Source organism: Thioclava sp. NS-SX20, assembly GCF_057380695.1.
The window spans coordinates 830,719-855,047 of record NZ_CM170816.1 but is presented as its reverse complement, the minus strand read 5'-3'; the positions used below and the strand labels follow the sequence as shown (position 1 = coordinate 855,047).

Below are 24,329 nucleotides of genomic sequence, written 5' to 3'. Positions count from 1 at the left end.
CCAGCCGCGAAAACCCGCCTTACGCATAGGGTTATGAACAGCTCTCTTTTCCTCCCGCGCGACCGGCGCAATACTCTGGTTCTGGTCCTTGCCCAAGCGATCCTCGGGGCACAGATGCCAATGATCTTCACCATCGGAGGCCTGGCGGGACAGATGCTCTCCCCCAATGCCTGTCTGGCCACCCTGCCCCTGTCGTTCATCATTCTGGGCTCGGTGCTGACGGCACAGCCGCTGTCGCGTTTCATGGGGCGGCACGGACGCAGACGGGGCTTCATCCTTGCCAATCTTGCGGGCGCTCTGGGGGCGGCCATCTGCGCAGGCGGGCTTTACTGGGGCAGCTTCCCGCTATTTACCTTTGGCGCGCTATTCACCGGCGTCTATATGTCCTCGCAGGGGTTCTACCGCTTTGCCGCAACCGATACCGCCGCGCCCGAATTCGCCCCCAAAGCCATCAGCTATGTCATGGCAGGCGGGCTGGTGGCCGCCCTTCTGGGACCGCAACTGGTCAAGCTGACATCGGATGCCACCGTCGTGCCCTTCATGGCGACCTATCTGGTGATCATCGTGCTCAACCTTCTGGGACCGTTGCTCTTCAGCTTTCTCGACATTCCGCGTCCCGACCACCACGCGCAGGCCCGCGCCCCCAGAGGCCGCAGCAAAATGGAGCTGCTGCGCGACCCTGTGATCACCGTCTCGATCATCTGCGCGATGGTCTCCTATGCGCTGATGAACCTTGTGATGACCTCCTCGCCGCTGGCGGTGGTGGGCTGCGGCTTCACCCCCAATAATGCCGCCGATATCGTCTCGGCGCATGTGCTGGCGATGTATATCCCGTCCTTCTTCACCGGCCATCTGATCGCACGCTTCGGCGCGCGGGTGATCGTGGGGCTTGGGCTTTTCATCCTGATCTGCGCCGGAGCTGTGGCGCTTAGCGGGGTGGAGCTGATGCATTTCTTCGGTGCCTTGGTGCTGCTGGGGCTCGGCTGGAATTTCGGCTTTATCGGCGGCACGGCCATGCTGGCGCAAAGCTACGCCCCCGAGGAACGCGCCACCGTGCAGGGGGTGAATGATTTCATCGTCTTCGGCGGCGTCTTTCTGGCCTCACTCAGCTCGGGCGGATTGATGAACTGCCTTGAGGGAGGCGATGCGCAGGCCGGATGGCAGGCGGTCAATCTGGCGATGGTGCCCTTTGTCACACTGGCAGGTGGTGCGCTGATCTGGCTGGCGCTGCGCCCGAAAGACGGCCGATGAGGCTGGGATATGTCCAGTCCGCCAAGCGGGGCATGACCGACCGCCTTCTGACCGAACTGGCCCTGAGGCTGCGACCGGATGTGGCCGCGCTTGTCAGCCCTGACCCGCAGGACAATCTGTTGCTGCACCTGTGGCCCGCCGATCTGCGCTGGCCGATCCGGCAGGATCTGGGCCGCGGGGCGGCGGCCTGCACATTGGACAGCACCGCGCTGGAGGGCGCCGTGTTCCGCCTGTCGCAAGACCTTGCCCGCCTGCCCTGCAACGTGCCGGTGATCTTGAACAAATTCGGACGGCAGGAGGCCGAGGGCCACGGCCTGCGACCGCTGATCGCGCAGGCCCTCGAGGCGGGACATCCGATCATCCTCGGCGTCCCGACCCAGACCGAAGCCGCATTTCACGCATTTGCGGGGCCGCTTGCGGAGAAATTGGACCATGATATCCAAGGCCTTATCGATTTTTTGCGTGGCTAAGAGAAGATTCTTGCCCGCAGAATTTGCGCCTGCTCTCTTAGAGCACTAGACTTTCCCGTGCCGTTGTGGCCAATTGCGCCCCGTTAGCGCTATCACAGCTCAAGCGACGGTGTATTACGGAGGACCCCATGGTTTCGCGCATCATCCCGGTGGACGCATTCGATCTGGTAATTTTCGGTGCCACTGGCGACCTTGCCAATCGCAAGATCTTTCCGGGCCTGTTCCGCCGTTTTCTCGCGGGCCAGATGCCCGATGACGCCCGCCTGATCGGCGCGGCGCGCACCGAACAGAGCCGCGAGGAATTTCAGGCCCAGATCCGTGCGGCCATCAAGGAATTCGTGTCGCCCTCCAAACAGGATAGCGCGCAGATTGACGCCTTTATCAGCCGCCTGCACTATGTCCCGATCGATGCGCGTGGCGAGGCGGGCTGGCCCGAACTCAAGGCCCTGATCCGCCCCGAGGTGATCAATGCGTTCTACTTCTCGGTCGCGCCCGCACTTTTCGGGGATCTGGCAGAGCGCCTCAAAGCCTATGGCATTGCCGGTGACGACGCGCGCATTGTGGTGGAAAAGCCCTTTGGCCGCGATCTCGCCTCGGCAAGGGCGCTGAACAAATCGCTCGCCGAGCATTTCGAAGAACATCAGATCTACCGTATCGACCACTATCTGGGCAAAGAAACGGTGCAGAACCTGATGGCCGTGCGCTTTGCCAATATCCTCTTCGAGCCGATCTGGAATTCGCAATATATCGACCATGTGCAGATCACCGTGGCCGAAACCGTGGGCGTGGGGGGCCGCGGCAGCTATTACGACAAATCGGGGGCGATGCGCGATATGGTGCAGAACCACCTGATGCAACTTCTGTGCATGATCGCGATGGAGCCGCCCTATCACTTCGACCCCGATGCCGTGCGCGACGAAAAGCTGAAGGTGATCCGCGCGCTGCAACCGGTGCCGCCGCAGGATATCGTGCGCGGGCAATATCTGGGCTGGCATCGCGAAGATCAGGACACCCCGATGCCCGGCTATCTTGAAGATTGCGAAGACCCGCATTCCAAGACCGAATCCTATATCGCGATGAAGGTGCATATCGCAAACTGGCGCTGGAAGAACACGCCCTTCTACCTGCGCACCGGCAAACGTCTGCGTGCGCGCACCTCCGAGATCGCGATCACCTTCAAGGAACCGCCGCATTCGATCTTTGATGAGGCGGAAGGCTCGTGGCAGCCCAACCAGCTTGTCATACGCCTGCAACCTAACGAGGGCATGAACCTCAAGATGATGATCAAGGAACCCGGTCCGGGCGGCATGCGCCTGAAACAGGTGCCGCTGGATATGTCCTTTGCGCAGGCGCTTGGCGAGGAAGGCGCGGATATGCCCGATGCCTACGAGCGGCTGATCATGGATGTGATCCGTGGCAACCAGACGCTGTTCATGCGCGGCGACGAGGTTGAAGCGGCCTGGGCCTGGACCGATCCGATCATCCAAGGCTGGGAAGAGCGCGGGGATACGCCCCGCCCCTATGATAGCGGAACGACCGGCCCCGATGATGCGCTTATGCTGATGCATCGTGACGGGCGGCGCTGGAGACATATCAAATGATGGATTTCAAAACCTATCCCGACCGCGAATTGCTGATGGTCTCGCTGGCCGACAAGATCGCCAGCCAATTACGGGCCATTCTCGACCGCGAGGGCCGTGCGACGCTTTCGGTGCCCGGCGGCACAACGCCCGGCCCCGTCTTCGACATTCTCAGCGATATCGATCTGGATTGGGAACATGTGGCCGTTGTGCTGAATGACGAACGCTGGGTGCCGCTGTCGAGCCCGCGCTCGAACACTGCCCTGCTCTCGGAGCGGCTATTGAAAAACAAGGCCATCAAGGCCCGCCTCCTGCCGCTTTATGTCAATGCCCCCGTCCCCGAAGAGCGGCTGGATGCGCTGTCGGAAAACCTGCGCCCCAATCTACCGATCTCGGTGCTGCTGCTGGGAATGGGGGCCGATATGCATACGGCCTCGCTCTTTCCCGGAGCGGACCGCCTGCAAGAGGCGCTCTCGGATGACGCGCCCGAACTGATGGCCCTGCGCGCCGAAGCCGCAGGCGAGCCGCGGATCACCATGACCGCGCGTGTGCTCAAGAATGCGATGCACACCCATGTGTTGATCACCGGCGAAGAAAAGAAGCGCGCGATAGAGGCGGCGCAGAATCTGCCCGTTGAACAAGCCCCGATCAAGTGTATTCTGCACAACGCAACCGTGCATTGGGCGGCGTAAGCTCGCGCTCAGATACACCGACACAGGGTCACACATAAGGAATTTCCATGAGCATCTGGCAAACGCTACGCAGCCACGCATCCGACGTGCGTGAGCGCCGCATTCTCGACCTGTTCAACGACAGCCGTGCCGAGAAGTTTAGCGCATCCTTTGGCCCCTTCCTGTTCGACTATTCGAAGACCAATATCGACACCTCTACCCGCCATCTTCTGGTCCAGCTGGCCGAGCAGTCGGGTCTGGCCGAAAAACGCAACGCCATGTTCTCGGGCGAGAAAATCAACGACACCGAAGGCCGCGCCGTGCTGCACACCGCATTGCGACGGCTGGAAAACGATGTCGAGGTCGATGGCGAGAACATCATGGGCGAGGTCCGCGAGACCTATGACCGCATGGTCCGTTTTGCCGATGATGTGCGTTCGGGCAAATTCCACGGTCATGGGGGCCGCATCACCGATGTCGTCAATATCGGCATTGGCGGCTCGGATCTGGGTCCGGCGATGGCCTGTCTGGCGCTGGCCCCCTATCATGACGGGCCGCGCTGCCATTTCGTATCCAATGTCGATGGCGCGCATATCCACGATACGCTGAAGGATCTCGACCCCGAAACCACGCTGGTGATCGTCGCATCGAAAACCTTCACCACCATCGAGACCATGACCAATGCGGAAACCGCAAAGGCATGGATGGCGAAAGACATCGAAGACCCTGCCGAACAGTTCGTCGCGCTTTCGACCTCGGCAGAAAAGACGGCGGCCTTCGGCATTTCTCCCGAACGCGTCTTCGGCTTTGCCGACTGGGTCGGCGGGCGCTATTCGATGTGGGGGCCGATCGGGCTGTCGCTGATGATCGCCATCGGGCCGAAACATTTCCGCGATTTCCTCGCCGGTGCGGCCGCGATGGACCAGCATTTCTGCGAGGCCGGTTTCGAGGAAAACCTGCCTGTCCTGCTGGCGCTTGTCGGCATGTGGCACAACCAGTTCTGCGATTTCGCAACCCGTGCCGTGCTGCCCTATGACCAGCGCCTCTCGCGCCTGCCCGCCTATCTCCAGCAGCTTGAGATGGAAAGCAACGGCAAGCGTGTATCGATGGATGGCGAGGTGCTGCCCTATCATTCCGGCCCTGTGGTCTGGGGCGAGCCGGGCACCAATGGCCAGCACGCCTTCTACCAGCTGATCCACCAAGGCACGCGGATCGTTCCCTGTGAATTCATGATCGCCGAAAAGGGCCATGAACCCGATCTGGCGCATCAGCATATCCTGCTGGCGGCGAATTGCCTCGCGCAATCCGAGGCGCTGATGCGGGGCCGTTCGATGGATGAGGCCCGCAAGCTGATGGAAGCCAAGGGCTTTGAGGGCGAAGAACTGGAACGTCAGGCCGCACATCGCGTCTTCCCCGGCTCGCGCCCTTCGACCACGCTGATCTACCCGATGCTGACCCCCGAGGTCTTCGGCGGCATCGTGGCACTTTACGAACATCGCGTTTTTGTCGAGGGCGTGATCCTTGGCATCAACAGCTTCGACCAATGGGGGGTCGAGCTGGGCAAGGAACTCGCGCTGGCATTGCAACCTGTTCTGACCGGCGAGGCTGACGGAGCAGGCAAGGACGGTTCGACCCTGCGGCTGGCGCAGATGATCCGCGACGCACAAGACTAGACGCGCGACAGAGTGCCAAGCCCCCATCGGCCCGCCTTTCGCAGACATGACACAGCCGCCGGAGCACCGGCGGCTGTTTTCATAGGTCGGACCGGTCGGGGGCGGATGCTACACGGCGACGTAGCCGCTACCAAGAAGCCTCGACACCGCCGTATCGTCATGTCTCATGACATGCCGCATATTGCAGAAGCATACGTCGCACATTCCGGCGAAGAGATGCCGCCCCTATAGCGACAGCAAATCCGCCCTATGACCGCGTCTTTGCCCGATCGAATGGATCATCGACATGATCCCATTCGATCGGGCAAAACCGAGACGCCCCAAGACCTGATGCCGCGCGTCTTCAACGCGGCTCTCATGGCCCCTGTAGCGCCCCCTCCGGATCGCCAGTTGTCCTTCGCCACAGGGCGCATGGAGATGACGGTCAGGTGCCGTGCACGGCAATCCGCGCCCCGCGCCGGAGCCACAGCACCATGCCCAGCCCCGACGCCGCCGCAATCGCCCCAATCAGGAAGATCGGCCCGTAGCCCGCACGGTCTGCCAGCATCCCTGCGACAGGCCCCGTCAGACCATAGGCAAGGTCCTGAAAGGCCGCGAACCCGCCCAAGGCCATGCCGCGCTGCTGTGGCGAGACAAGTGCCACCACCTCGCGCCCCATGGACGGATAGATCATCGAACATCCCAGCCCCGTCATGAATGCCCCCAGCAAGGCAAGGCCGGACATATCCCCGCCCCAGATCAGCAACTGCCCGATAACCTCGACCCCGAGAGAGACCATCGCCACCGGCAGCCCGCCAATACGGTCGGGCAGATGGCCAAACAGCACCCGCACCAGCACGAAGCCCGCCCCGAAAGCGGTCAGACCAAGCCCAGCGCCCTGCCAGCCCTGCGCAAGGAAATAAAGCGAGAAGAACGCCCCGATCGCGGCAAAGCCGATCCCCTGTGCCAGAATGACAAAGCCATGTTTCCAGATCGTGCCGATCATGCTGAGGAAGGACCGCCGCATCGTGGCAGCATGCGGTGCGACACCGGGCATCTTGATAATCGCCAGAAGGCCGATCAGCGGCAAGAGGGCGCTGAAGGACATGACCGCACTGAACCCGCCGATATGGTAAAGCAGCAGCCCCAGCGGTGCCCCCGCCCCCAGCGCGCCATACATCGCAGCCCCCATGAACGCCATGACCCGACCGGCGCGGTGCTGTCCGGCCAGACCGATGCCCCATGCCACCATACTGACCGACACATAGCTTTCACCGACACCGACAATCGCCCGCCCCAACAACAGAACAGCCAGCGCCAGCCAAGGTTGCGCGCCCAAGACACCGGCGAGAATGCAGATCACCGCGCCCATCAGATAGAACCACAGCCCGCGCGCCATTGCCGGTTTAGGGCCGAGCCTGTCCGATACCCCACCCGCCCAAGCGCGGCTGAAGATGGTCGAGACAAAGGCCATACCGGCGGCAAGTCCGCCCCAGCCATTGCTCAGCCCGAGCCCTTTTACCACATGCACAGAGACCACAGGCAGCGCCATCGCCACACAGATATAGGCGAAAAAAAGGATCACGCTCAACGCCAGCAGCAGCCGCAGGCCCTGCGCCTCGCTGACCACGGGCTTGGCCTCGGATGCTCCGTTGTGGGCAGGCGGACCCGGGGGCGGATCGGCAATGGTTTCGGAAAGTCTGTCAGACATGTTCTCACTCCGGTGTCTGGTCACATCGGCGGGAGAGCGGCGCAAGCCATGCACACACCCTCCCCGACCGAGCGGAAAGAAGGTGCGTTGCTTGACGTTAGACGCTTACGACCGAAGACGTCCGACCAAGATTGATCGCTCCGGCGTTTATGAGCTACCTTACGAAATTTACCCCGTCAACCTGTTTGCGCAAGCGGCGCCGGTCAGGAGGCCGCCTCAAGCGCACGGCCAAGGCGCGATAGGCGGATACGTTTGAGAAGCGCACGCACGGGCTGGGGCTTGCCCGACAGGCGCTCGGCTTCCTGACGGACGGTCTCGACCACCTCGGCCACGGTGTCAGGATGATCCGACCACAAAGCCCAAAGCACGTCATCAGGGCTACGACGATCCAGCCCTTCGGATTGCAGCACCCCACGCGGGAAATCTGCCGCATTCATCGTCACAATCGCATCTGCGTTTCCGGCAATGGCCGTGGCCAGAACATGGATGTCGTTCTCATCCGGTAGATGCAGGCGGTTTTCCAACCCCTCGTGACGGGCAATCATTGCCTGCGGGAAGCGGGCCTTCAACATGGCAACCTCGCCCCGGGCGATAACCTCATCGGCCTCTCCACGACGGGCAGCGGCGCGCGCCCATTCCTCCAGCAGGCGCTCGGACCAAAGGGGCTGGTAAAGCCCCTTTGCCGCGACACCGATCAGGATCTCACGCAGGACCGTGGGATAGAGAACGCAGGCATCCAGAACCAGTTTCATCAGTCAAGCCGGAAGAAGAGAGACTTGAGGTAGCCGCTTTCGGCCAGCTGCGGCAGCATCGGGTGATCAGCCCCCGCGAAACCGGTATGCAAAAGCTGGCTCGACCGCCCCGCCTTCCCGATGCCCCGCGTCGAGGCCGCACGGAAGTTCGACAGATCCGCCGCATGGCTGCACGAACAAAGCACCAGATAGCCGCCCTTGGCCACCAGAGGGGCTGCCAGACGTGCCACACGCTCATAGGCGCGCAGACCGGCCTGAAGCGCGGGTTTTGCGGGCGCGAAGGCGGGCGGATCACAGATGACCACGTCATATTCCGCCCCTTCCGCAGCCAAAGCCTCCAGCGTGACAAAAGCATCTCCCTTACGGGTCGAGAACTTCTCTGCCATGCCCATCGCCTTGGCCCCCTGCTCGGCCAGATCCAGCGCCGAGGCCGACCCGTCCACCGACAGGGCCGAACGCGCACCACCCGCCAAAGCCGCCAAGGCAAAGCCGCCCACATGCGAGAACACATCAAGAACACGCGCCTCTTTCGACAGCGCCGCCGCAAAGGCATGGTTCGGGCGCTGGTCATAGAACAGGCCCGTCTTCTGCCCACCCATGACATCGGCCATATAGGTCGCGCCATTCATCTGCACCGCAACAGGCGCATCAACGCCCCCCTGTAGGGTCACCATCTCTTCGGACAACCCTTCCAAGGTCCGCGCACGCCCCGAGCCGTTCTTGATGACCGTCTTCACGCCCGTCACCTTGACCAGAGCACCCGACAGATCCTCGATCATCGCTTCGGCCCAAGCGGCATTAGGCTGGATCACCGCCACATCCCCGAAACGGTCGATAATCACCCCCGGAAGCCCGTCTGCCTCGGCATGGATCAAACGGTAGAAAGGCGCGCCAAACAGACGGTCACGCATCTGCACGGCCCGAGCGATCTTTTCCACCAGCCAGGCACGGTCGATCACCGCCTCGGCGTTGCGGTCCATCACGCGGCAGATGATCTTGGAATTGGGGTTCACCGTCACCAGCGCCAGCGGGCGGCGCGCATCATCTTCCAGCACCGCCATCGTTCCCGGAGCAATCGCCTTGGTGCGACGGTCCAGAACCAGCTCGTCCACATAGACCCAAGGAAAACCGTGACGGATGGCGCGGGCCTCCCCCTTGGGACGCAGACGGACGACGGGCAGATCGGTGGACATGGGGACGACTCCTTGGACGGCATTTGGCCTCTCCTATCCCCAATACCGCAGCGTTGCAAAGCCAAGAACGCCCCGAGCGTCTTGCCAAGCCCTCTCAAGGGGCCAAATATCAAACATTGTTCGATTGGTTGCACCGTTAGCGCTAACCGAGTAAAGTCGCCGCAACCACATATGCCGAGTCCCTACCCGCAAGAGCCGCGGCCCGTGTCAAACGATCAGGAAAGCCCATCATGACTGATACAGCCACCCCCCTCAATTCCACGATTGCCCGTGTGACCGACAGGATTCGCACGCGGTCCAAGGCGATGCGCGACGACTATCTGGCCCGTATCAACGAGGCGGCCTCGAAAGGTGTCGCCCGTGCCCATCTGACCTGCGGCAATCAGGCCCATGCCTATGCCGCGATGGGTGATGCGAAAGACGCGCTTGTGGGGGGGCGTGCGCCCAATATCGGGATCGTCACCGCCTATAACGATATGCTCTCGGCGCATCAGCCCTATGAGACCTTCCCGCAACTGATCAAGAAGGCCGCCGCCGAGGCCGGTGCCACGGCTCAGGTGGCCGGTGGTGTGCCCGCCATGTGTGACGGGGTGACCCAAGGCCAGCCGGGGATGGAGCTGTCGCTGTTTTCCCGCGATGTGATCGCGCTGGCCTCTGCTGTCGCGCTGTCGCATAACACCTTTGACGCCGCGATCTATCTGGGGGTCTGCGACAAGATCGTGCCGGGCCTCATCATGGCCGCTGCAACCTTCGGCCATATTCCGGCGGTCTTCCTGCCTGCGGGTCCGATGACCTCGGGTCTGCCCAATGACGAGAAATCGCGCATCCGTAACCTCTATGCCACCGGCGAAGTGGGCCGTGAGGAGTTGATGAAGGCCGAGATGGCCTCTTATCATGGTCCGGGCACCTGTACCTTCTATGGCACCGCCAATACCAACCAGATGCTGATGGAATTCATGGGGCTGCACCTGCCGGGCGCAAGCTTCGTCAATCCCAATACGCCCCTGCGCGAGGCGCTGACGGTTGCAGGCGCCAAACGTGCCGCCGAGATCACCGCTTTGGGCAATGACTACCGCCCCGCAGGCGAGATCCTTGACGAGCGTGCCTTCGTGAACGGGCTTGTCGGCCTGATGGCGACGGGTGGCTCGACCAACCTTGTGTTGCACCTGCCGGCAATGGCGAAAGCTGCCGGTATCGCGCTGGATCTGGAAGATTTTGACGATATCTCGGATGTGGTGCCGCTGATGGCCAAGGTCTATCCCAATGGTCTGGCCGATGTGAACCACTTCCACGCGGCGGGCGGGCTGCAATTCATGATCCGCGAGCTTCTGAAAGAGGGCCTGCTGAACGGCGATGCGAAAACCGTGGCAGGCGACGGCATGGCGCGTTACGCGCAAGAGCCCAAGCTGATCGACGGTCAGCTGACTTGGGAAGATGGTGCGGCAGAGACGCTGAACGACAAGATCCTGCGCCCCGCCTCTTCGGGCTTTGCCAAGACGGGCGGGCTGAAGCAGCTGAACGGCAATCTGGGCCGTGGCGTGATCAAGATCTCGGCCGTGGCCGAGGAACACCGCGTGGTCGAGGCCAAGGCGCGGGTCTTCAAGGATCAGGCCGAGGTGAAAGAGGCCTTCAACAAGGGCGAGTTTACCGAAGACACCATCGTTGTGGTGCGTTTCCAAGGCCCCAAGGCCAATGGCATGCCGGAACTGCACTCGCTGACGCCGGTTCTGTCGGTGTTGCAACAGCGCGGGCTGAAAGTGGCGCTTGTGACCGATGGCCGGATGTCGGGTGCCTCTGGCAAGGTGCCCGCGGCGATCCACGTCTCGCCCGAGGCGGCCAATGGCGGGCCTTTGTCGAAACTGCGCGATGGCGATATCGTCCGGCTGGATGCGCCCAAGGGCGAATTGACCTGCCTCTCGGCCGATCTGGACACGCGTGAGCCGGTCGTCGAAGATCTTTCGGCCAATCACGTCGGTCTGGGCCGCGAACTTTTCGAGGCTTTCCGCAATCAGGTCGGCCCCTCGACCAGCGGCGCCGCCGTTGTCGTCTGATCATCACGAAAGGAGTCTCACATGACCCCCGCAGAACAATCCGCCGCCTCTCGTAAGATTTGCGAACTGGCCCCCATCGTTCCGGTGATCGTGGTCAAAGAGGTCGCCCATGCGGTGCCTCTGGCCACGGCCCTTGTGAAAGGCGGCCTGCCCGCGCTGGAAGTCACCCTGCGTTCGGAGTGCGCGCTTGAGGCGATCCGCGCGATGGCCGATGTCGAAGGCGGCGTTGTGGGCGCTGGCACCCTGCTGACCCCCGCCGATGTGAAAGCCGCCAAGGCAGCGGGCGCGAAATTCGGCGTCAGCCCCGGCATTACCGACAATCTGATCAAGGCCTGCGCCGACGAGGGGCTGCCGCTGCTGCCCGGCACGGCAACGCCTTCGGATGTGATGAAGCTGCTAGAGCTTGGCTATGACATGGTCAAATTCTTCCCCGCAGAAACCAATGGCGGCGCGCCCGCGCTGAAGAACTTCGGTGGGCCCTTGCCACAGATGAGCTTCTGCCCCACGGGTGGTATCAACATGGGCAATGCCCGCGACTACCTGTCGCTGAAAAACGTGGTCTGCTGTGGCGGGTCGTGGGTCGCGCCTGACAAGCTGGTGCAAACGGGCGACTGGGCCGCTATCGAGACGCTGGCCCGCGAGGCGGCAGCCCTTACCGCCTGACGGCGGAACGACACATCCCCCGATAGCCTTGCAAGGTCGCGCATAACTTGCGCGGCCTTTTCATGTGCGACCGCGGCCCTTCACCGCGTCCCCACACAGCCAAGCGCTAAAACGGAACCAAGCGCCGAAATGGCCTGTCCCATTTCGGCACAGTTTCTTCGGGCCCGAAACTACTGGTCCTGATGCAGCCCCGCCCGACCCTGCGGAGTGTTTTGTGCCGCCGGAACCGGATCGGCCAGAACCTTTCCCAGAAGCTGATACATCGGATGCGTGCTCTGGGCGTGAAACTCTGCCAGAAGCACGCGGGCCGCTTCGGCGGGGCGGACATCCTGTGGCAGCTTCAACGCCCATTCCAGAATCAGAAATCGACAGGTTTCCGGCTCGATCAGCGCGCTTTCAAATGCCGTGCGGACATAGCCGCGCGGATCGGCACGGTGTAAGGGCAACATGGCGCGCCCCATCAGGAATCCACTATCTGATTGATCATCGCGGCAGCCTCTTCCGTTAGCTGCGCAATCCTAGCCTGCAAAGTCTTAACATCCGGTTGGTCTGTTTCGCGCAAAAGGAAACTGCGCCCGCCCTCGCCGAGGGTGGCGATGTCCATACCGTTCTCGCTCAGCAGACGATTGACCGATTGCAACCGCCACAGGAAGCGGTAAATCGAGGCCAGTCGCTCTTCCTGCGCATGGGGGATCAGCCCCGCCCGTCCGCCCGCGCGCAACTGCTGCTCGACCCTGCGCGCCGCCGAGCCTGCCCGCAAGGCAAGGCTCTGGGCCAACAGTTCGATATCCTGCAACCGCCCCGGCCCGACCTTGGCCTCCCAAGGCGTCTCGACAGGTTTCGTCGCAAAGATCCGCGCGCGCATCTCGGCCAGATCCGGCAGCACCCGCGCATCCCCGCCCCGCGCCCGCAGGATCTCGCGGCGCTGGTATTCCAGATCTGCCGCCAGCGACGGGTCACCGGCAATCGGGCGTGCACGCGTCAGGGCCAGATGCTCCCAGACCCATGCTTCGGTCATCTGATAGGAGCGGAACGCATCCAGAGAGGTCGCCACAGGCCCCGAGCGCCCCGACGGGCGCAGGCGCATATCCACCTCGTAGAGGCGGCCTTGCGGCATCTGCGCGGACACCGCCGTAATCAGCGCCTGCGTCAGACGGGCAAAATACTGGCGCGATGCCAAGGGCTTCGGCCCGTCCGACATCTCCACACCCTGCGCATCGTAAATCACGATGAGATCGAGATCGGAGGCTGCTGTCAGCCGCTCGGAGCCAAAGGACCCCATCGCCATCACGCAGGCTCCCCGCCCCGGTTGCGGCCCGTATTTACCGGCGAATTCCGTGCAGACCACCGGCCAGAGCCGCTCCAGCGCCACCCCCGCGATATCCGCGAAATATTTCGCGGCCTCGGTGGCATCGATCAGCCCGCGCAGGTGATGCACCCCGACATGGAAGCGCCATTCCTTCGCCCAACGGCGCGTCTGGTCCAGAGCGTTCTCGTAATCGCTGGCTTGGGCAAGGATCTGGTCCAGCTCGGTTTCCAGCGTCGCGATCCCCGGCCAGGATTCGAAGAAACTGCCGCCGATCACGGCATCCAGCACGCCGGGATTTTGCGAGAGATAATTGGCCAGCATCGGCGAGGTGCCGCAGATATCCACCAAAAGATCGACAAGCTGCGGGTTGGCCTCGAAGAGCGAAAATAGCTGCACCCCCGCCGGAAGCCCGTGCAGGAACCTGTCAAACTGTTGCAGAGCCTCCTCGAAATCGGCGGCCCTTTGCAATTTGCGCAGGATATCCGGCTCCAGCCGCGCAAAAATCAGACGGGCGCGCGAAGATCGCAGGCAAGGATAGGACGTCCAGCGCGCCACAAGTGCAGCCGCCCGCTCCGACAACGCCGGACGGGGGGCCGCATCCTGCGTCGGAGCGAAGAAATCACTGGTCAGGGCCTCGACCTCTTCCAGCCGGTCTTTCAACTCTGCCATCCAGCGATCAGGGTCACTCTCGCCCATCATCGCGGCAATCCGTGCGATCCCCTCGGGCGCGTTCGGCAGCGTCTGGGTCTGGCTGTCATTGACCATCTGCAACCGGTGTTCGATCTCGCGATGGGCGCGGTAATGCGCGGTCAGCTTGGCCGCGACCTCGCGCGGGATCCAGCCCTTTTGCGCCAGCGCAGCCAGCCCGCCCACTGTGGTCGGATCGCGCAGATCGGGGTCCCGACCGCCCGCAATCAACTGGCGCGTCTGGGTGAAAAACTCGATCTCGCGAATACCGCCCGCCCCCAGCTTGAGATTATGCCCCTCGATCTTCAAGGGCCCGTTCAGCCCTTTGTGATCGCGGATCTTGGTGCGCATGTCATGGGTGTCCTGAATGGTCGCGAAGTCCAGATGCCTGCGCCAGACAAAGGGGCTCAGGCGGTCCAGATAGGCGGCTCCGGCCTCCAGATCCCCCGCCGAAGGACGGGCCTTGATATGCGCGGCCCGTTCCCATGTGCGGCCTTCCGCCGCATAATACAGCTCTGCCGACGCCATAGAAAGGCAGACCGGCGTCGCACCCGCATCCGGGCGCAACCGCAGGTCGGTGCGGAAGACATAGCCTTCCGAGGTGATATCCGACAGCATCTGCGCCATTTTGCGCGTCACCCGCACAAACCCCGCACGGATTTCCAACAGATCATCGGGATCGAACTGCGTCTGGTCGAAGAGGCAGATCAGGTCGATATCGGAAGAATAATTCAGCTCCCCCGCCCCCATCTTGCCCATCGCCAGCGCCACGATGCCGCAGGCCCGTGCCAGCGTTTCCGCCCCGATCCCGGGGATCTTGCCGCGCCGGATCTCTTCGCTCAGCAAGGATTTCAACGCCAGATCGACCGCCAGATCGGCAAAGGCCGACAGCGTCCGCGTGACCTCTTCCAGCCCCCATATGCCCCCCAGATCGGCCAGAGCGATCACCAGCGCGACGCGGCGCTTGGCACGCCGCAACTCGACCGCCATATCCGGCGGCGCGACCTCTGGCAGGCGGGCGAACTCTGCCGTGATCGCCTCTTCGGGATTATCGCACAGATACGGGGCGATCCAGCTCTTCTCGCGTTCAAGAAGCGTGGCAAGGAAGGGGCTCGTGCCTGCCACCCCCTCGATCAGGGCCAGAACCTCCGGCGGCTGGCCGGAATAGAGCGCAACGACCGTATCGGCGCGCTCCTGATCTACGACAATGGGCAGGCGGGATAATCTGGATGCAAAACTCATGGCTCAACAGTGGCTTGGCAAGAACAAGGCGTCAATCACAGCTTAGCCGAAATTTGACCTCGCAAGAATGCCGATTATGGTCTGGGTTAACAATGTTTGCGTGATGTCCCGATCCAACCGAAACCGCCTCCGATGACCGAAACCGACCCGATCTGCCCGCTTTGTCTGCGCCCGATCCCCCGCGAGGCGCGCCAGAGCCTGCACCATCTTGTGCCCAAGCTGCGCGGCGGCAAGAACGGCCCGACCGTCCTTTTGCACCAGATCTGCCATAACGAGATCCACAAGACCTTCCGCGAGACCGAACTGGCCCGCAACCTGAACACAGCCGACGCCCTGCGCACCCATCCCGCGATGCAGCCCTTCCTGACATGGATCGCCAGCCGCCCGCCCACATTTCACGCAAGATCCAGCGGCGGACGACGCAAACGGCGCTAGGGCCTTTTCTTCCGGCCGCCGTGATGCCACGACAGGGACGACGGAAAGGAGATCCCATGAGCAAATCCCTCAAGCGCGTCAAAGCGGCCCTTGAAACCGCAGGGCTGGAAATCGAGATTATCGAAACCGAAAATGCGCGCACCGCACAGGACGCCGCCGATGCGGTGGGGTGCGAGATCGACCAGATCGCCAAATCCATCCTCTTCGAAGGGGCCGATACCGGCGAGATCCTGTTGTTCCTGACGGCAGGCGGACATCGGGTCGACCAGCAGCGCGCCGCAGGTCTGGCAGGGCAGCCATTGACCCGCGCCGATGCCAGCAAGGTGCGCGAGGTCACGGGCTTTGCCATCGGCGGCGTTTCTCCGGTCGGCCATCTGACCCCCGTGCAGGCGTTTCTGGACCTGCGCCTGACGACGTTCGACACAGTCTGGGCGGCGGCAGGCACCCCTCGCCACCTGTTCCGCATCACACCGGCGCAACTGGCCCATGCTACACGGGCCAGAACCGGCAGCTTCACCGAATAGGTCAGCCGCCCGCACCCCTATGACAGCGGCGTATAATGACAGCGGCATAGGCGAGACGGCCCTATGTAAAAAATATTTACATACACTCTTGAACCGCCCCGCAGAGTCCTTATCTCCGGTTATGTGAAAAGCATTCACATCCTCAAAACCGCTTTCAGGAGCCAATGACCCATGTCCTATCTTGATGCCTCTGCCGCCCCTCGCACCGGACCGATCCGCCGCGCTATCGCGTGGATGGATGAGAACGGGCCGCTCTCCTGGATCGCGCTGATGGTGGCGTCCTTCATCTTTGCCGGCCCGCTGGGCCTTCTGGTGCTGGGGTTCATCCTGTTCACCGGTCGTTTCGGCAAAGGCCGTCGGCGCCGGGCCGAAGCCCGCCAATTCTGCGCCCAGCGCTTTGGCGGTTACGGCATGCATATGTCCCGCCCATCGGGAAATGCCGCCTTCGACAATTACAAAGCCGAAACCATCGCCCGCCTCGAACGGGAACAAAATGACTTCGAAGCCTTCCTGAAGCGTCTTCGCGACGCCCGCGACAAAGCCGAGTTCGACCAGTATATGGACGAGCGCGCCCGCACCGCCGCCGAAGAAAGCCCCGAACCCGAGGCCGAACCCGAGGCGGCCTCGACCGGCACCACCCTCGACCATAAAGGCGATGCGAAGTAAAATCGCGCCTCATCCCGCCCAGCATTAAGGCAGTTTTAACCGCTCCCGGCTTCAAAAGGCCGGGAGTTTACCGTTTTGCCAGAACAACTCTTTCGTGAGGACTTGGCGCATGGGCGTGAACTTGCTACCTTATCGCCATAAACCTAAATCGCCGCGAGTTTCATGCGACATTCTCTCCCGCTTGCTCCGCAGTTTTACGTGACCGCCCCGCAGCCCTGTCCCTATCTGGACGGGCGCGCGGAACGTAAGCTGTTCACTGCCCTGCAAGGTGAGGGGGCGGAAAAGCTGAATAATGCGCTGTCACGGCAAGGCTTCCGGCGGTCGCAAAACGTGCTGTACCGGCCATCCTGTGCCGATTGCACCGCCTGTCTGTCGGCACGTATCCGCGTGGCGGATTTCGCCCCGACCCGCACGCAAAAGCGTATTCTCAAACGCAATAACTGGCTCAAGCGGACAGCGACCAGCCCTTGGGCCACCGAAGAGCAATTCGCCCTGTTCCGCCGTTATCTCGATAGCCGTCACGCCGATGGCGGCATGGCGGATATGGATATCTTCGAATTTGCCGCCATGATCGAGGAAACGCCGATCAAGTCGCGTGTGATCGAATACCGGGAATCCGCCGACCGTCCGGGCTCGACCCGCGACCTGATGGCCGTCTGCCTGACCGACGTGCTCGATGACGGGCTGTCGATGGTCTATTCCTTCTACGATCCCAGCCTGCAGAAAAACAGCCTCGGGACCTATCTGATCCTCGATCATGTGGATATCGCGCTCAAGGCAGGCCTTCCCTATGTCTATCTTGGCTATTGGGTGCCCGGTTCGCGCAAGATGGGCTATAAAGCGAATTTCGGGGCGCTCGAGATCTTCAAGGGCGGGCAGTGGATGGATATTGGCGATCCGCAGGAACATGAGAGCGAGACCCACCCACTTTCGGTCGATCCGATTGCCGAACAGGTTGCCCAGATCAACCTTCCGGATGCCTCGAAAAAATAAGCCTGCACAGGGTTCTCCGGAGGAAATGCGCCATTTCCCGCAAGCGGCGGCCAAAACATGTCGATTGCGGCCAGAGCCCTTACATAAAGCCTTTACAGGGGTCGATTGTCCTGACAGGTATGCCGCCATTCGCATGACCCGATAAAACCTTCAGGAACGATCATCATGGACCGCCGCTCCTTCCTCTCTTCGGCCGCCATTGGCGCGACCGCCTCCGCCCTTGCTGCCCCTGCCATCGCGCAGGAAAAGCCGCAAATCACGTGGCGTCTTTCCTCTTCCTTCCCGAACTCGCTGCCCGCCCTTTACGGCAACAGCCAAGAGCTGGGCAAACGTGTGGCCGAAGCCACCGACGGGGCGTTCCAGATCCAGTCCTTCTCGGCAGGGGAAATCGTAGGCGGCCTGCAAGGGGCCGATGCGGCAGCAGCGGGCACTGTCGAGGTCGCGCATTTTCCGACCTATTATAACTGGGGCAAGGATCCGGTCTGGGCGATCCCCACGGCCCTGCCCTTCGGCCTGTCCGCACGTGGCATGAATGCCTGGATGCGCAATGGCGGCGGCAATGACATGTTCAATGCGTTCCTTTCGGATAAGGGGCTTATCGGCTTTCCGGGCGGCAATACCGGTGCCCAGATGGGCGGCTGGTTCCGTAAGGAAATCAACACTGTCGAGGATCTCAAAGGTCTGAAATTCCGCGTGGGCGGTTTTGCGGGGGCCATTCTCAAGCGTCTTGGCGTTGTGCCGCAGCAGATCTCGGGCGGCGATATCTATGCGGCGCTGGAAAAAGGCACCATCGATGCAACCGAGTTTGTCGGCCCCTATGACGACCAGAAGCTCGGCTTTGTGAAAGTTGCGCCCTATTACTACTATCCCGGCTGGTGGGAAGGTGGGGCGATGGTCCACTTCCTGTTCAACAAAGCCGCCTATGAGGGTCTGCCCGATCAGTATAAATCGCTTCTGCAAACCGTTTGCCAGAGCGTGAATGCCAATATGCTCGAAACCTATGATTACGAGAATTCCAAGGCCCTGCGCACGCTTCTGGCCGAAGGTGCCCAGCTGCGTCCGTTCAGCCAAGAAATCATGCAGGCCTGTTTCGAGACCTCCAAAGAAGTCTATGCCGAAATCTCGGCAGAAAACGAGACCTTCAAGAAGATGTATGACTCGCTGCGCGCCTTCGAGAACGAATATTATCTCTGGACGCAGGTGGCCGAGTATAATTACGACACCTTCATGATGGTGCAGCAGCGTCAGGGCACGCTCTAAGCGCGCGACGCAGGCCCGAAAATACCGCAGTTCCGAACCCGAGCCACCGGCTCGGGTTTTTTCTTGCGCGAGAGAGATCAAAAGCGCAAGCTCGGGCCAAGGAAATGCTGGACAAGCGGAATTGGTAAGGCAATATAGCCAAACAGGGTGACAAGAGGAGCGTCGCCCAGAGATTTTCTGACGGTTGGGAGGTAATATGGATCGTCGTTCGTTTATTCGCAAAGGTGCGCTGGGTGGTGTTGCGGCAGCAGGTGCCTCACTTGCAGCCCCCGCGATCGCACAGGAAGCGCCCACTCTGAACTGGCGCCTCACCTCGTCTTTCCCGAAATCGCTTGACACGATCTATGGTGGCGGTGCCACGATGGCAAAATACGTCGAAGAGATCACGGATGGCAAATTCAAGATTCAGGTTTTTGCCGCAGGTGAAATCGTCGGTGGTCTGCAGGCGCTTGATGCGGTGTCCAATGGCACGGTCGAAGCCTGCCACACCTGCTCGTACTATTTCTGGGGCAAGGACCCGACCTTTGCGCTGGGGACGGCTGTGCCGTTCAACCTCAACTCGCGCCAGCAGAACGCGTGGATGTATTACGGCGGCGGCATCGACCTGATGAACGAGTTCTACGCGAACTACAATGTCGTGGGCCTGCCGACCGGCAATACCGGTGCCCAGATGGGCGGCTGGTTCCGCAAGGAAATCAAGACGGTTGCGGATCTGAATGGTCTGAAGATGCGTCTGGGTGGCTTTGCGGGTAAGGTCATGGAAAAGCTCGGCGTCGTGCCGCAGCAGATCGCGGGTGGCGATATCTATGCCGCGCTTGAAAAAGGCACCATCGACGCGACCGAATGGGTCGGCCCCTATGATGACGAGAAGCTCGGCTTCGTGAAAGTGGCCCCCTATTACTACTATCCGGGCTGGTGGGAAGGTGGCGCCGTGCTGCACTCCTTCTTTAACAAAGAGAAATATGACGCCCTGCCCGAGGCCTACAAAGACGCGATCAAGGTGGCCTGTCAGGCAGCGAATGCCGATGTTCTGGCCTCCTACGACCAGAAAAACCCGACGGCGCTGAAATCTCTGATCGGTCAGGGTGCGCAACTGCGTCCCTTCTCGGCAGAGGTTCTCAATGCCTGCTTCAACGCGGCCAAAGAGGTCTATACCGAGCTGAACGGCTCGAACGAGAACTTCAAGAAAGTCTATGAAAGCCAGGCGGCCTTCAAGAAAGACGCCTATCTCTGGGCGCAGCTGGCCGAATATAACTACGACACCTTCATGATGATCAAACAACGTGAAGGCGCGCTGTAATCCAGCCGCACAGATACACCGGAAGGCCCCGCAAATCTGCGGGGCCTTTTGCATTGGGATCAGCGCGCAGACGGCCTGACCGCACAGGACAGGGCAAAACGGGAGAGGGCAAAGGGCCTCAATAAAATCTAAACCACTCCGCTTCTATCGTGAAAGGAACTGCCATCGGGAGAAGGTGCAATGCAGCATAGGCGCGGCTCATTACGGGGGCTTGCATGATCCCCCCGCGCCTCACGGCGGACGGGCTGGCCGGACTGCTGCGGCTGGCGGCACAGGCCGGTGTGCAGGCGGGCAAGCAAAGCGCGCAATTCGGCACCCTTTTGCAGGAACTCGGCAAAAGCACGGCGGCCGCGCAGACGGGCTCCGGCACACAGTCTCCGTCGCAGCCCTCCACCGACCCCGCCACCGCAACCGCAGCAAAACTTGCCGGAAGCGCCGCAGCTGTGACAAGTGGCAGCAATAGCGCCACCTCGCAGACGGCGGCCCAGCCAGCACCGCCCCCTGTGACGCCGCAAATGCCCTCGCAGGCTTTGCCGAATGCGCAGACCGCCGCCCAGACAAGCACCGCGCAGGCCGCCAGCCAGAACGCCGCCGCATTGCCCGCGCGGATGATGACAGACAGCCTGCAACCGGCGCTGATACAGGCCGCCCTACTGGCCACGCGCAATGCCACAACCAGCGCGGCAGAGCGACGGGCACAGGACCGCCTGCCGCTTTCCTCGCAACTTGGCTATGTCTCGCAGGAACGCCCCTTTCTGGGCGAACTCGGGCTGCCTTTGAACACGGTCAAGCAGGTCTATGGCCGCGATAGCGAATTCATCCGCCCCCTGACCGGCGATCCGCTTTTTGACGAGCCGGAGGCGCAGCCCAAACTGCCGCTCTGGATCGGGGCGATCCCGTCTTTCGCGGGCTGGCTTCTGCCCGAACTTCTGCGCGGGTTGCATGAGGTCTCGCCCCGATTGCTGCGCGGTGATCAGGGGCGCCTCCTGCACGCGCTGGACGAAGGGCGCATAGAGGTGGCGCTGGTCCATGAGGCCAATCTGCCCGACACGCTGGCACAGATCCCGCTGGTCCCTTTCCAGCCTTGGGTTCTGCTGCCGCAAACCCACCCGCTTGCCACGCAGGACAGTCTCAAACCGCAGGATCTGGAGGGCGAGGCAATGATCGGCCTGTCGCTGCCCCCTGCACGCGACCTGTTCCCCAATATCCTGCGGGCCGAAGGTGTCGAGCCGCGGCTGGTGGAAGAATATCCCGACGACATCCAGATCCTGACCGCTGTGGCGCAGGAAAAGGGGTTTTCGCTGCGCGCCGCAAGCCCGCTCAACCCGCCCGATCTCGCCGGTCACAAGATCGTCGCACGGCGGCTGGAATTGCGCGCGGGGGCGGTCGATCAGGCGATACTGGTCTATCCGTTGGCCAGCGGACATTCCGTTGCGGCCGAACATTTCATCCAGCGCGCAAAAGCTCTGGCCGAAGCGCGATAAAAATCTAATCTTTCCCCCGAGATTGCCTTTTCTCCGAAAGAGGCTAATGTCCGCGCATCATTTGCGCAGACTTGCCACAGCATCGAAAGACCATCGGGCAAGCCATTGACAGGCCTGCACATTAGGGCCAGCACATTGAGGGCCAGCCATTACCAGACAGCATCATCATGACGCTGGACCATCTATTGGAAAGGATCGGCGATGATCCGTCCTCGTTTCGGGGCCGCGCAAGGGCGCAAAACAACATATCTGTGGCTCGCAGGACTGCTATGCCTGACCACCCTACCGGCGCGGCCGCTTCAGGCGCAGCCGCCCGTCGCCGTTGAAATCACCCAGCCCCAGACCGTGCCAGCCCAGCATGATGTGCGTTTTATCGGCACGATCGAGGCCCCCGAAACCTATCCCGCCAGCTTCCGCTCGGGCGGGCGGATCACCCAGATGGCGGTGGATACCGGCGACCATGTCGCAAAAGGCGATATCATCGCCACGCTTGACCAGACAGCGGCGCAGGCCTCTCTGGATGCGGCCAAGGCCAGCCTGACCTCGGCGCAGGCCCAGCTGGACCAGACGCGACAGGCCCGCGACCGTGCACAAGGCCTGCTTGCCCGTGGCACCGGCACACAGGACGCGCTGGACGAGGCCACGCAGAATTTCCTGCAGGCGAAAGCCGGTTTCGATCAGGCCCAGGCCCAGCTTGAAACCGCCCAGCAGGGCATGGACGATACCGTTTTACGCGCCATCGACAATGCCGTGATCACCGAGCGCGCCGCCGAAATCGACGAGGTCGTCAGCGCCGGTCAGGAGGTGGTGATGCTGGCCAATGAAACGGCCCGCGAGGCGGTATTTCAGGCCCCCGACATCGCCGGACTGGCCGGTTTGGCAGGCCGCAGCATCACCGTTGAAAGCCCCGCCCAGACCACTCCGCTGAATGCCAAGATCACCGAAGTCTCGCCACAACTCAGCGATACCGGCACCGTGACCATCAAGGCCCGCATCGATGATGCCAGCGCCCAGCCGCCACGGATCGGCACGCTGATCACCGGCCAGATCTCGCTGCCGCAACCGCAGCGCCTTGCCCTGCCGTGGGATGCGCTGGTGAGCGGCCCCGAAGGCGATGCCGTCTGGGTGGTGGACCCGCAGAGCATGCAGATCCGCCTGACCCCCGTCGAGATCGCCGCCTATAGCACGACTCAGATCGAACTGGTGCCGTCTTCCGCGATCACCGCCGATATGAAGATCGTCGCAACCGGAGCCGATGGCCTGTTCGACGGCCAGACCGTGACAGAGACCCGCGGAGACAGCCAATGAGATATGCCGCTATCCTTCTGGGCTGCTGCCTTGCCCTGCCCGCCTTCGCACAGGACGCCTCAACACAGAGCGGGCCGGACACGGCCACACCACGCCCTGTCATCACCGAAATTCTGGGCGAGGTGCCCACCGGCCAGCGTGTCTTTTCGGGCATGGTCGACGCGCGCTACGAGACCTCGCTGGCCTTTCGCACGGGCGGGCGGGTGTCGCGCATCCATGTCGAGGCGGGCGACCGTGTCAAACAGGGCGATGTCATTGCCGAACTGGACCAGATCACGCTAGAACAGGACCTGCGCGAGGCCAGGGCCGCGGTCGGGCAAGCGCAGGCCGCGCTTGATTATGCGCAGGCAAGCTATGATCGCGCCGCCACCTTGCGCAAACGCGGCGTGCTGGCGCAATCGGATTTCGAAACCGCCGAGGCAAGCCTTGCCGCAGCCAAGGCCCAGTTTGACAGCGCCCAGGCGCAGGAACGCCAGAGCACGCAGGCCGCAGGCTATGGCAAGCTGACGGCCCCTGCCGATGGCATCGTACTCTCGCGCGCGATCGAGCCGGGGACATTGGTTTCGGCAGGCACCGAGGTGGTGACTTTTGCGCGCGGCGATGACCGTGAGGCGGTGATCGACATGCCGCAGGTTCTGGCCAGCACGCTGGAGCGCGACCAGAGCTTTACCGTCAGCCATCATTCCACCGATGTGCCCCAGATCAAGGCCAAGCTGCGACTGGTCGAGCCGGTCACCAATTCCAGCCTTGATACGATGCGCGCCCATCTGACCCTGATCGCGCCCAGCGAGGATTACCGTATCGGCTCGCTGGTATCGGCACGGCTGGATACCGGCAATGGCGAAATGCTGAGCATCCCCAAGGCGGCTCTTGTCGCGGGCACCCCGCCCAGCGTCTGGGTGGTGAGCGGCACCCCCCGCGTGCTGCACCGCACCACCATCACCACCGGCACCGATTACGGCAGCCGCATCGTGGTGACCCAAGGCCTGAAAAGCGGCGACGAGGTCGTGCTGCGCGGGCTTGACGCCTTGCAGGAAGGCGCGCGGGCCGGTCAGGGCCTGACCCTTGCGGGCGCGCCGCGCACCACCACGCCAACGGCACAGGAAAGCACGACAAAATGAGGTCCG

General features: G+C 62.3%; 21 protein-coding genes. 16 read left to right on the top strand and 5 right to left on the bottom strand.

Going from position 1 to position 24,329, the window contains the following annotated elements:
• Positions 1-33: 33 nt before the first annotated feature.
• The 5 genes from AC2ISB_RS04315 (at position 34) to pgi (ending at position 5,645) form a co-directional block, all read left to right on the top strand.
• A complete protein-coding gene (locus AC2ISB_RS04315; protein WP_406720609.1) occupies positions 34-1,251 on the top strand; it encodes an MFS transporter in 1,218 nt (405 codons plus the stop codon).
• A complete protein-coding gene (locus AC2ISB_RS04310; RefSeq protein ID WP_339107072.1) occupies positions 1,248-1,721 on the top strand; it encodes a DUF2478 domain-containing protein in 474 nt (157 codons plus the stop codon). Before AC2ISB_RS04315 ends, AC2ISB_RS04310 begins: the two co-directional genes overlap by 4 nt.
• A gap of 128 nt (positions 1,722-1,849) precedes the next feature.
• Positions 1,850-3,322, top strand: a complete 1,473-nt coding sequence (gene zwf, locus AC2ISB_RS04305; RefSeq protein WP_339107071.1) for a glucose-6-phosphate dehydrogenase — start codon at positions 1,850-1,852, stop codon at positions 3,320-3,322.
• On the top strand, positions 3,322-3,993 hold the full coding sequence (pgl, locus tag AC2ISB_RS04300) for a 6-phosphogluconolactonase (RefSeq protein WP_339109496.1): 672 nt from the start codon (positions 3,322-3,324) through the stop codon (positions 3,991-3,993). Before zwf ends, pgl begins: the two co-directional genes overlap by 1 nt.
• Positions 3,994-4,040: 47 nt before the next feature.
• Positions 4,041-5,645, top strand: a complete 1,605-nt coding sequence (pgi, locus tag AC2ISB_RS04295; protein ID WP_339107070.1) for a glucose-6-phosphate isomerase — start codon at positions 4,041-4,043, stop codon at positions 5,643-5,645.
• Positions 5,646-6,069: 424 nt separating this feature from the next.
• Here the strand turns inward: pgi and AC2ISB_RS04290 are convergent, their stop codons facing one another.
• The 3 genes from AC2ISB_RS04290 to AC2ISB_RS04280 form a co-directional block, all read right to left on the bottom strand.
• On the bottom strand, positions 6,070-7,335 hold the full coding sequence (locus AC2ISB_RS04290; protein WP_406736758.1) for an arabinose transporter: 1,266 nt from the start codon (positions 7,333-7,335) through the stop codon (positions 6,070-6,072).
• Positions 7,336-7,538: 203 nt separating this feature from the next.
• Entirely contained in the window at positions 7,539-8,087 is a 549-nt protein-coding gene (locus AC2ISB_RS04285; protein WP_339107068.1) for an RSP_2648 family PIN domain-containing protein, read from the bottom strand.
• Positions 8,087-9,280 carry an RSP_2647 family RNA methyltransferase gene (locus AC2ISB_RS04280; RefSeq protein ID WP_486576264.1) on the bottom strand — a complete coding sequence of 398 codons (1,194 nt, stop codon included), beginning with the start codon at positions 9,278-9,280 and terminating at the stop codon, positions 8,087-8,089. Before AC2ISB_RS04280 ends, AC2ISB_RS04285 begins: the two co-directional genes overlap by 1 nt.
• Before the next feature lie 230 nt (positions 9,281-9,510).
• On the opposite strand from AC2ISB_RS04280, the gene edd reads away from it, so the two are divergent.
• Together edd and eda are read left to right on the top strand one after the other, a co-directional pair.
• Positions 9,511-11,331: a phosphogluconate dehydratase gene (gene edd, locus AC2ISB_RS04275; protein WP_486576262.1), complete on the top strand. Its 1,821-nt coding sequence runs from the start codon at positions 9,511-9,513 to the stop codon at positions 11,329-11,331.
• A gap of 21 nt (positions 11,332-11,352) precedes the next feature.
• Entirely contained in the window at positions 11,353-11,994 is a 642-nt protein-coding gene (gene eda / locus AC2ISB_RS04270) for a bifunctional 4-hydroxy-2-oxoglutarate aldolase/2-dehydro-3-deoxy-phosphogluconate aldolase (protein WP_339107065.1), read from the top strand.
• Positions 11,995-12,164: 170 nt separating this feature from the next.
• Here the strand turns inward: eda and AC2ISB_RS04265 are convergent, their stop codons facing one another.
• Together AC2ISB_RS04265 and glnE are read right to left on the bottom strand one after the other, a co-directional pair.
• Positions 12,165-12,443, bottom strand: a complete 279-nt coding sequence (locus AC2ISB_RS04265; protein ID WP_339107064.1) for a hypothetical protein — start codon at positions 12,441-12,443, stop codon at positions 12,165-12,167.
• Positions 12,444-12,454: 11 nt separating this feature from the next.
• Positions 12,455-15,232 (bottom strand): bifunctional [glutamate--ammonia ligase]-adenylyl-L-tyrosine phosphorylase/[glutamate--ammonia-ligase] adenylyltransferase, encoded by a 2,778-nt coding sequence (glnE, locus tag AC2ISB_RS04260; RefSeq protein WP_486576260.1) that lies wholly within the window; start codon positions 15,230-15,232, stop codon positions 12,455-12,457.
• Between the two features lie 132 nt (positions 15,233-15,364).
• Between glnE and AC2ISB_RS04255 the strand changes: the two genes are divergently transcribed.
• The 9 genes from AC2ISB_RS04255 (at position 15,365) to AC2ISB_RS04215 (ending at position 24,323) form a co-directional block, all read left to right on the top strand.
• Positions 15,365-15,667 carry an HNH endonuclease gene (locus AC2ISB_RS04255; protein WP_486576258.1) on the top strand — a complete coding sequence of 101 codons (303 nt, stop codon included), beginning with the start codon at positions 15,365-15,367 and terminating at the stop codon, positions 15,665-15,667.
• Positions 15,668-15,723: 56 nt separating this feature from the next.
• Positions 15,724-16,191 carry a YbaK/EbsC family protein gene (locus AC2ISB_RS04250; protein ID WP_339107061.1) on the top strand — a complete coding sequence of 156 codons (468 nt, stop codon included), beginning with the start codon at positions 15,724-15,726 and terminating at the stop codon, positions 16,189-16,191.
• Positions 16,192-16,362: 171 nt separating this feature from the next.
• Entirely contained in the window at positions 16,363-16,857 is a 495-nt protein-coding gene (locus tag AC2ISB_RS04245) for a DUF2852 domain-containing protein (protein ID WP_406720603.1), read from the top strand.
• 162 nt (positions 16,858-17,019) lie between these two features.
• The gene (locus AC2ISB_RS04240; protein ID WP_486576256.1) at positions 17,020-17,850 is read left to right on the top strand and encodes an arginyltransferase; all 831 of its coding nucleotides are present in this window, start codon (positions 17,020-17,022) and stop codon (positions 17,848-17,850) included.
• 165 nt (positions 17,851-18,015) lie between these two features.
• Positions 18,016-19,110 carry a TRAP transporter substrate-binding protein gene (locus AC2ISB_RS04235; protein WP_339107058.1) on the top strand — a complete coding sequence of 365 codons (1,095 nt, stop codon included), beginning with the start codon at positions 18,016-18,018 and terminating at the stop codon, positions 19,108-19,110.
• A gap of 196 nt (positions 19,111-19,306) precedes the next feature.
• The gene (locus tag AC2ISB_RS04230; RefSeq protein WP_339107057.1) at positions 19,307-20,410 is read left to right on the top strand and encodes a TRAP transporter substrate-binding protein; all 1,104 of its coding nucleotides are present in this window, start codon (positions 19,307-19,309) and stop codon (positions 20,408-20,410) included.
• A gap of 215 nt (positions 20,411-20,625) precedes the next feature.
• Entirely contained in the window at positions 20,626-21,894 is a 1,269-nt protein-coding gene (locus AC2ISB_RS04225; protein WP_486576253.1) for a LysR substrate-binding domain-containing protein, read from the top strand.
• A gap of 201 nt (positions 21,895-22,095) precedes the next feature.
• Positions 22,096-23,202, top strand: coding sequence for an efflux RND transporter periplasmic adaptor subunit (locus AC2ISB_RS04220; protein ID WP_406720600.1), 1,107 nt, complete (start codon positions 22,096-22,098; stop codon positions 23,200-23,202).
• On the top strand, positions 23,199-24,323 hold the full coding sequence (locus tag AC2ISB_RS04215) for an efflux RND transporter periplasmic adaptor subunit (protein WP_486576251.1): 1,125 nt from the start codon (positions 23,199-23,201) through the stop codon (positions 24,321-24,323). Before AC2ISB_RS04220 ends, AC2ISB_RS04215 begins: the two co-directional genes overlap by 4 nt.
• Positions 24,324-24,329 lie beyond the last annotated feature (6 nt).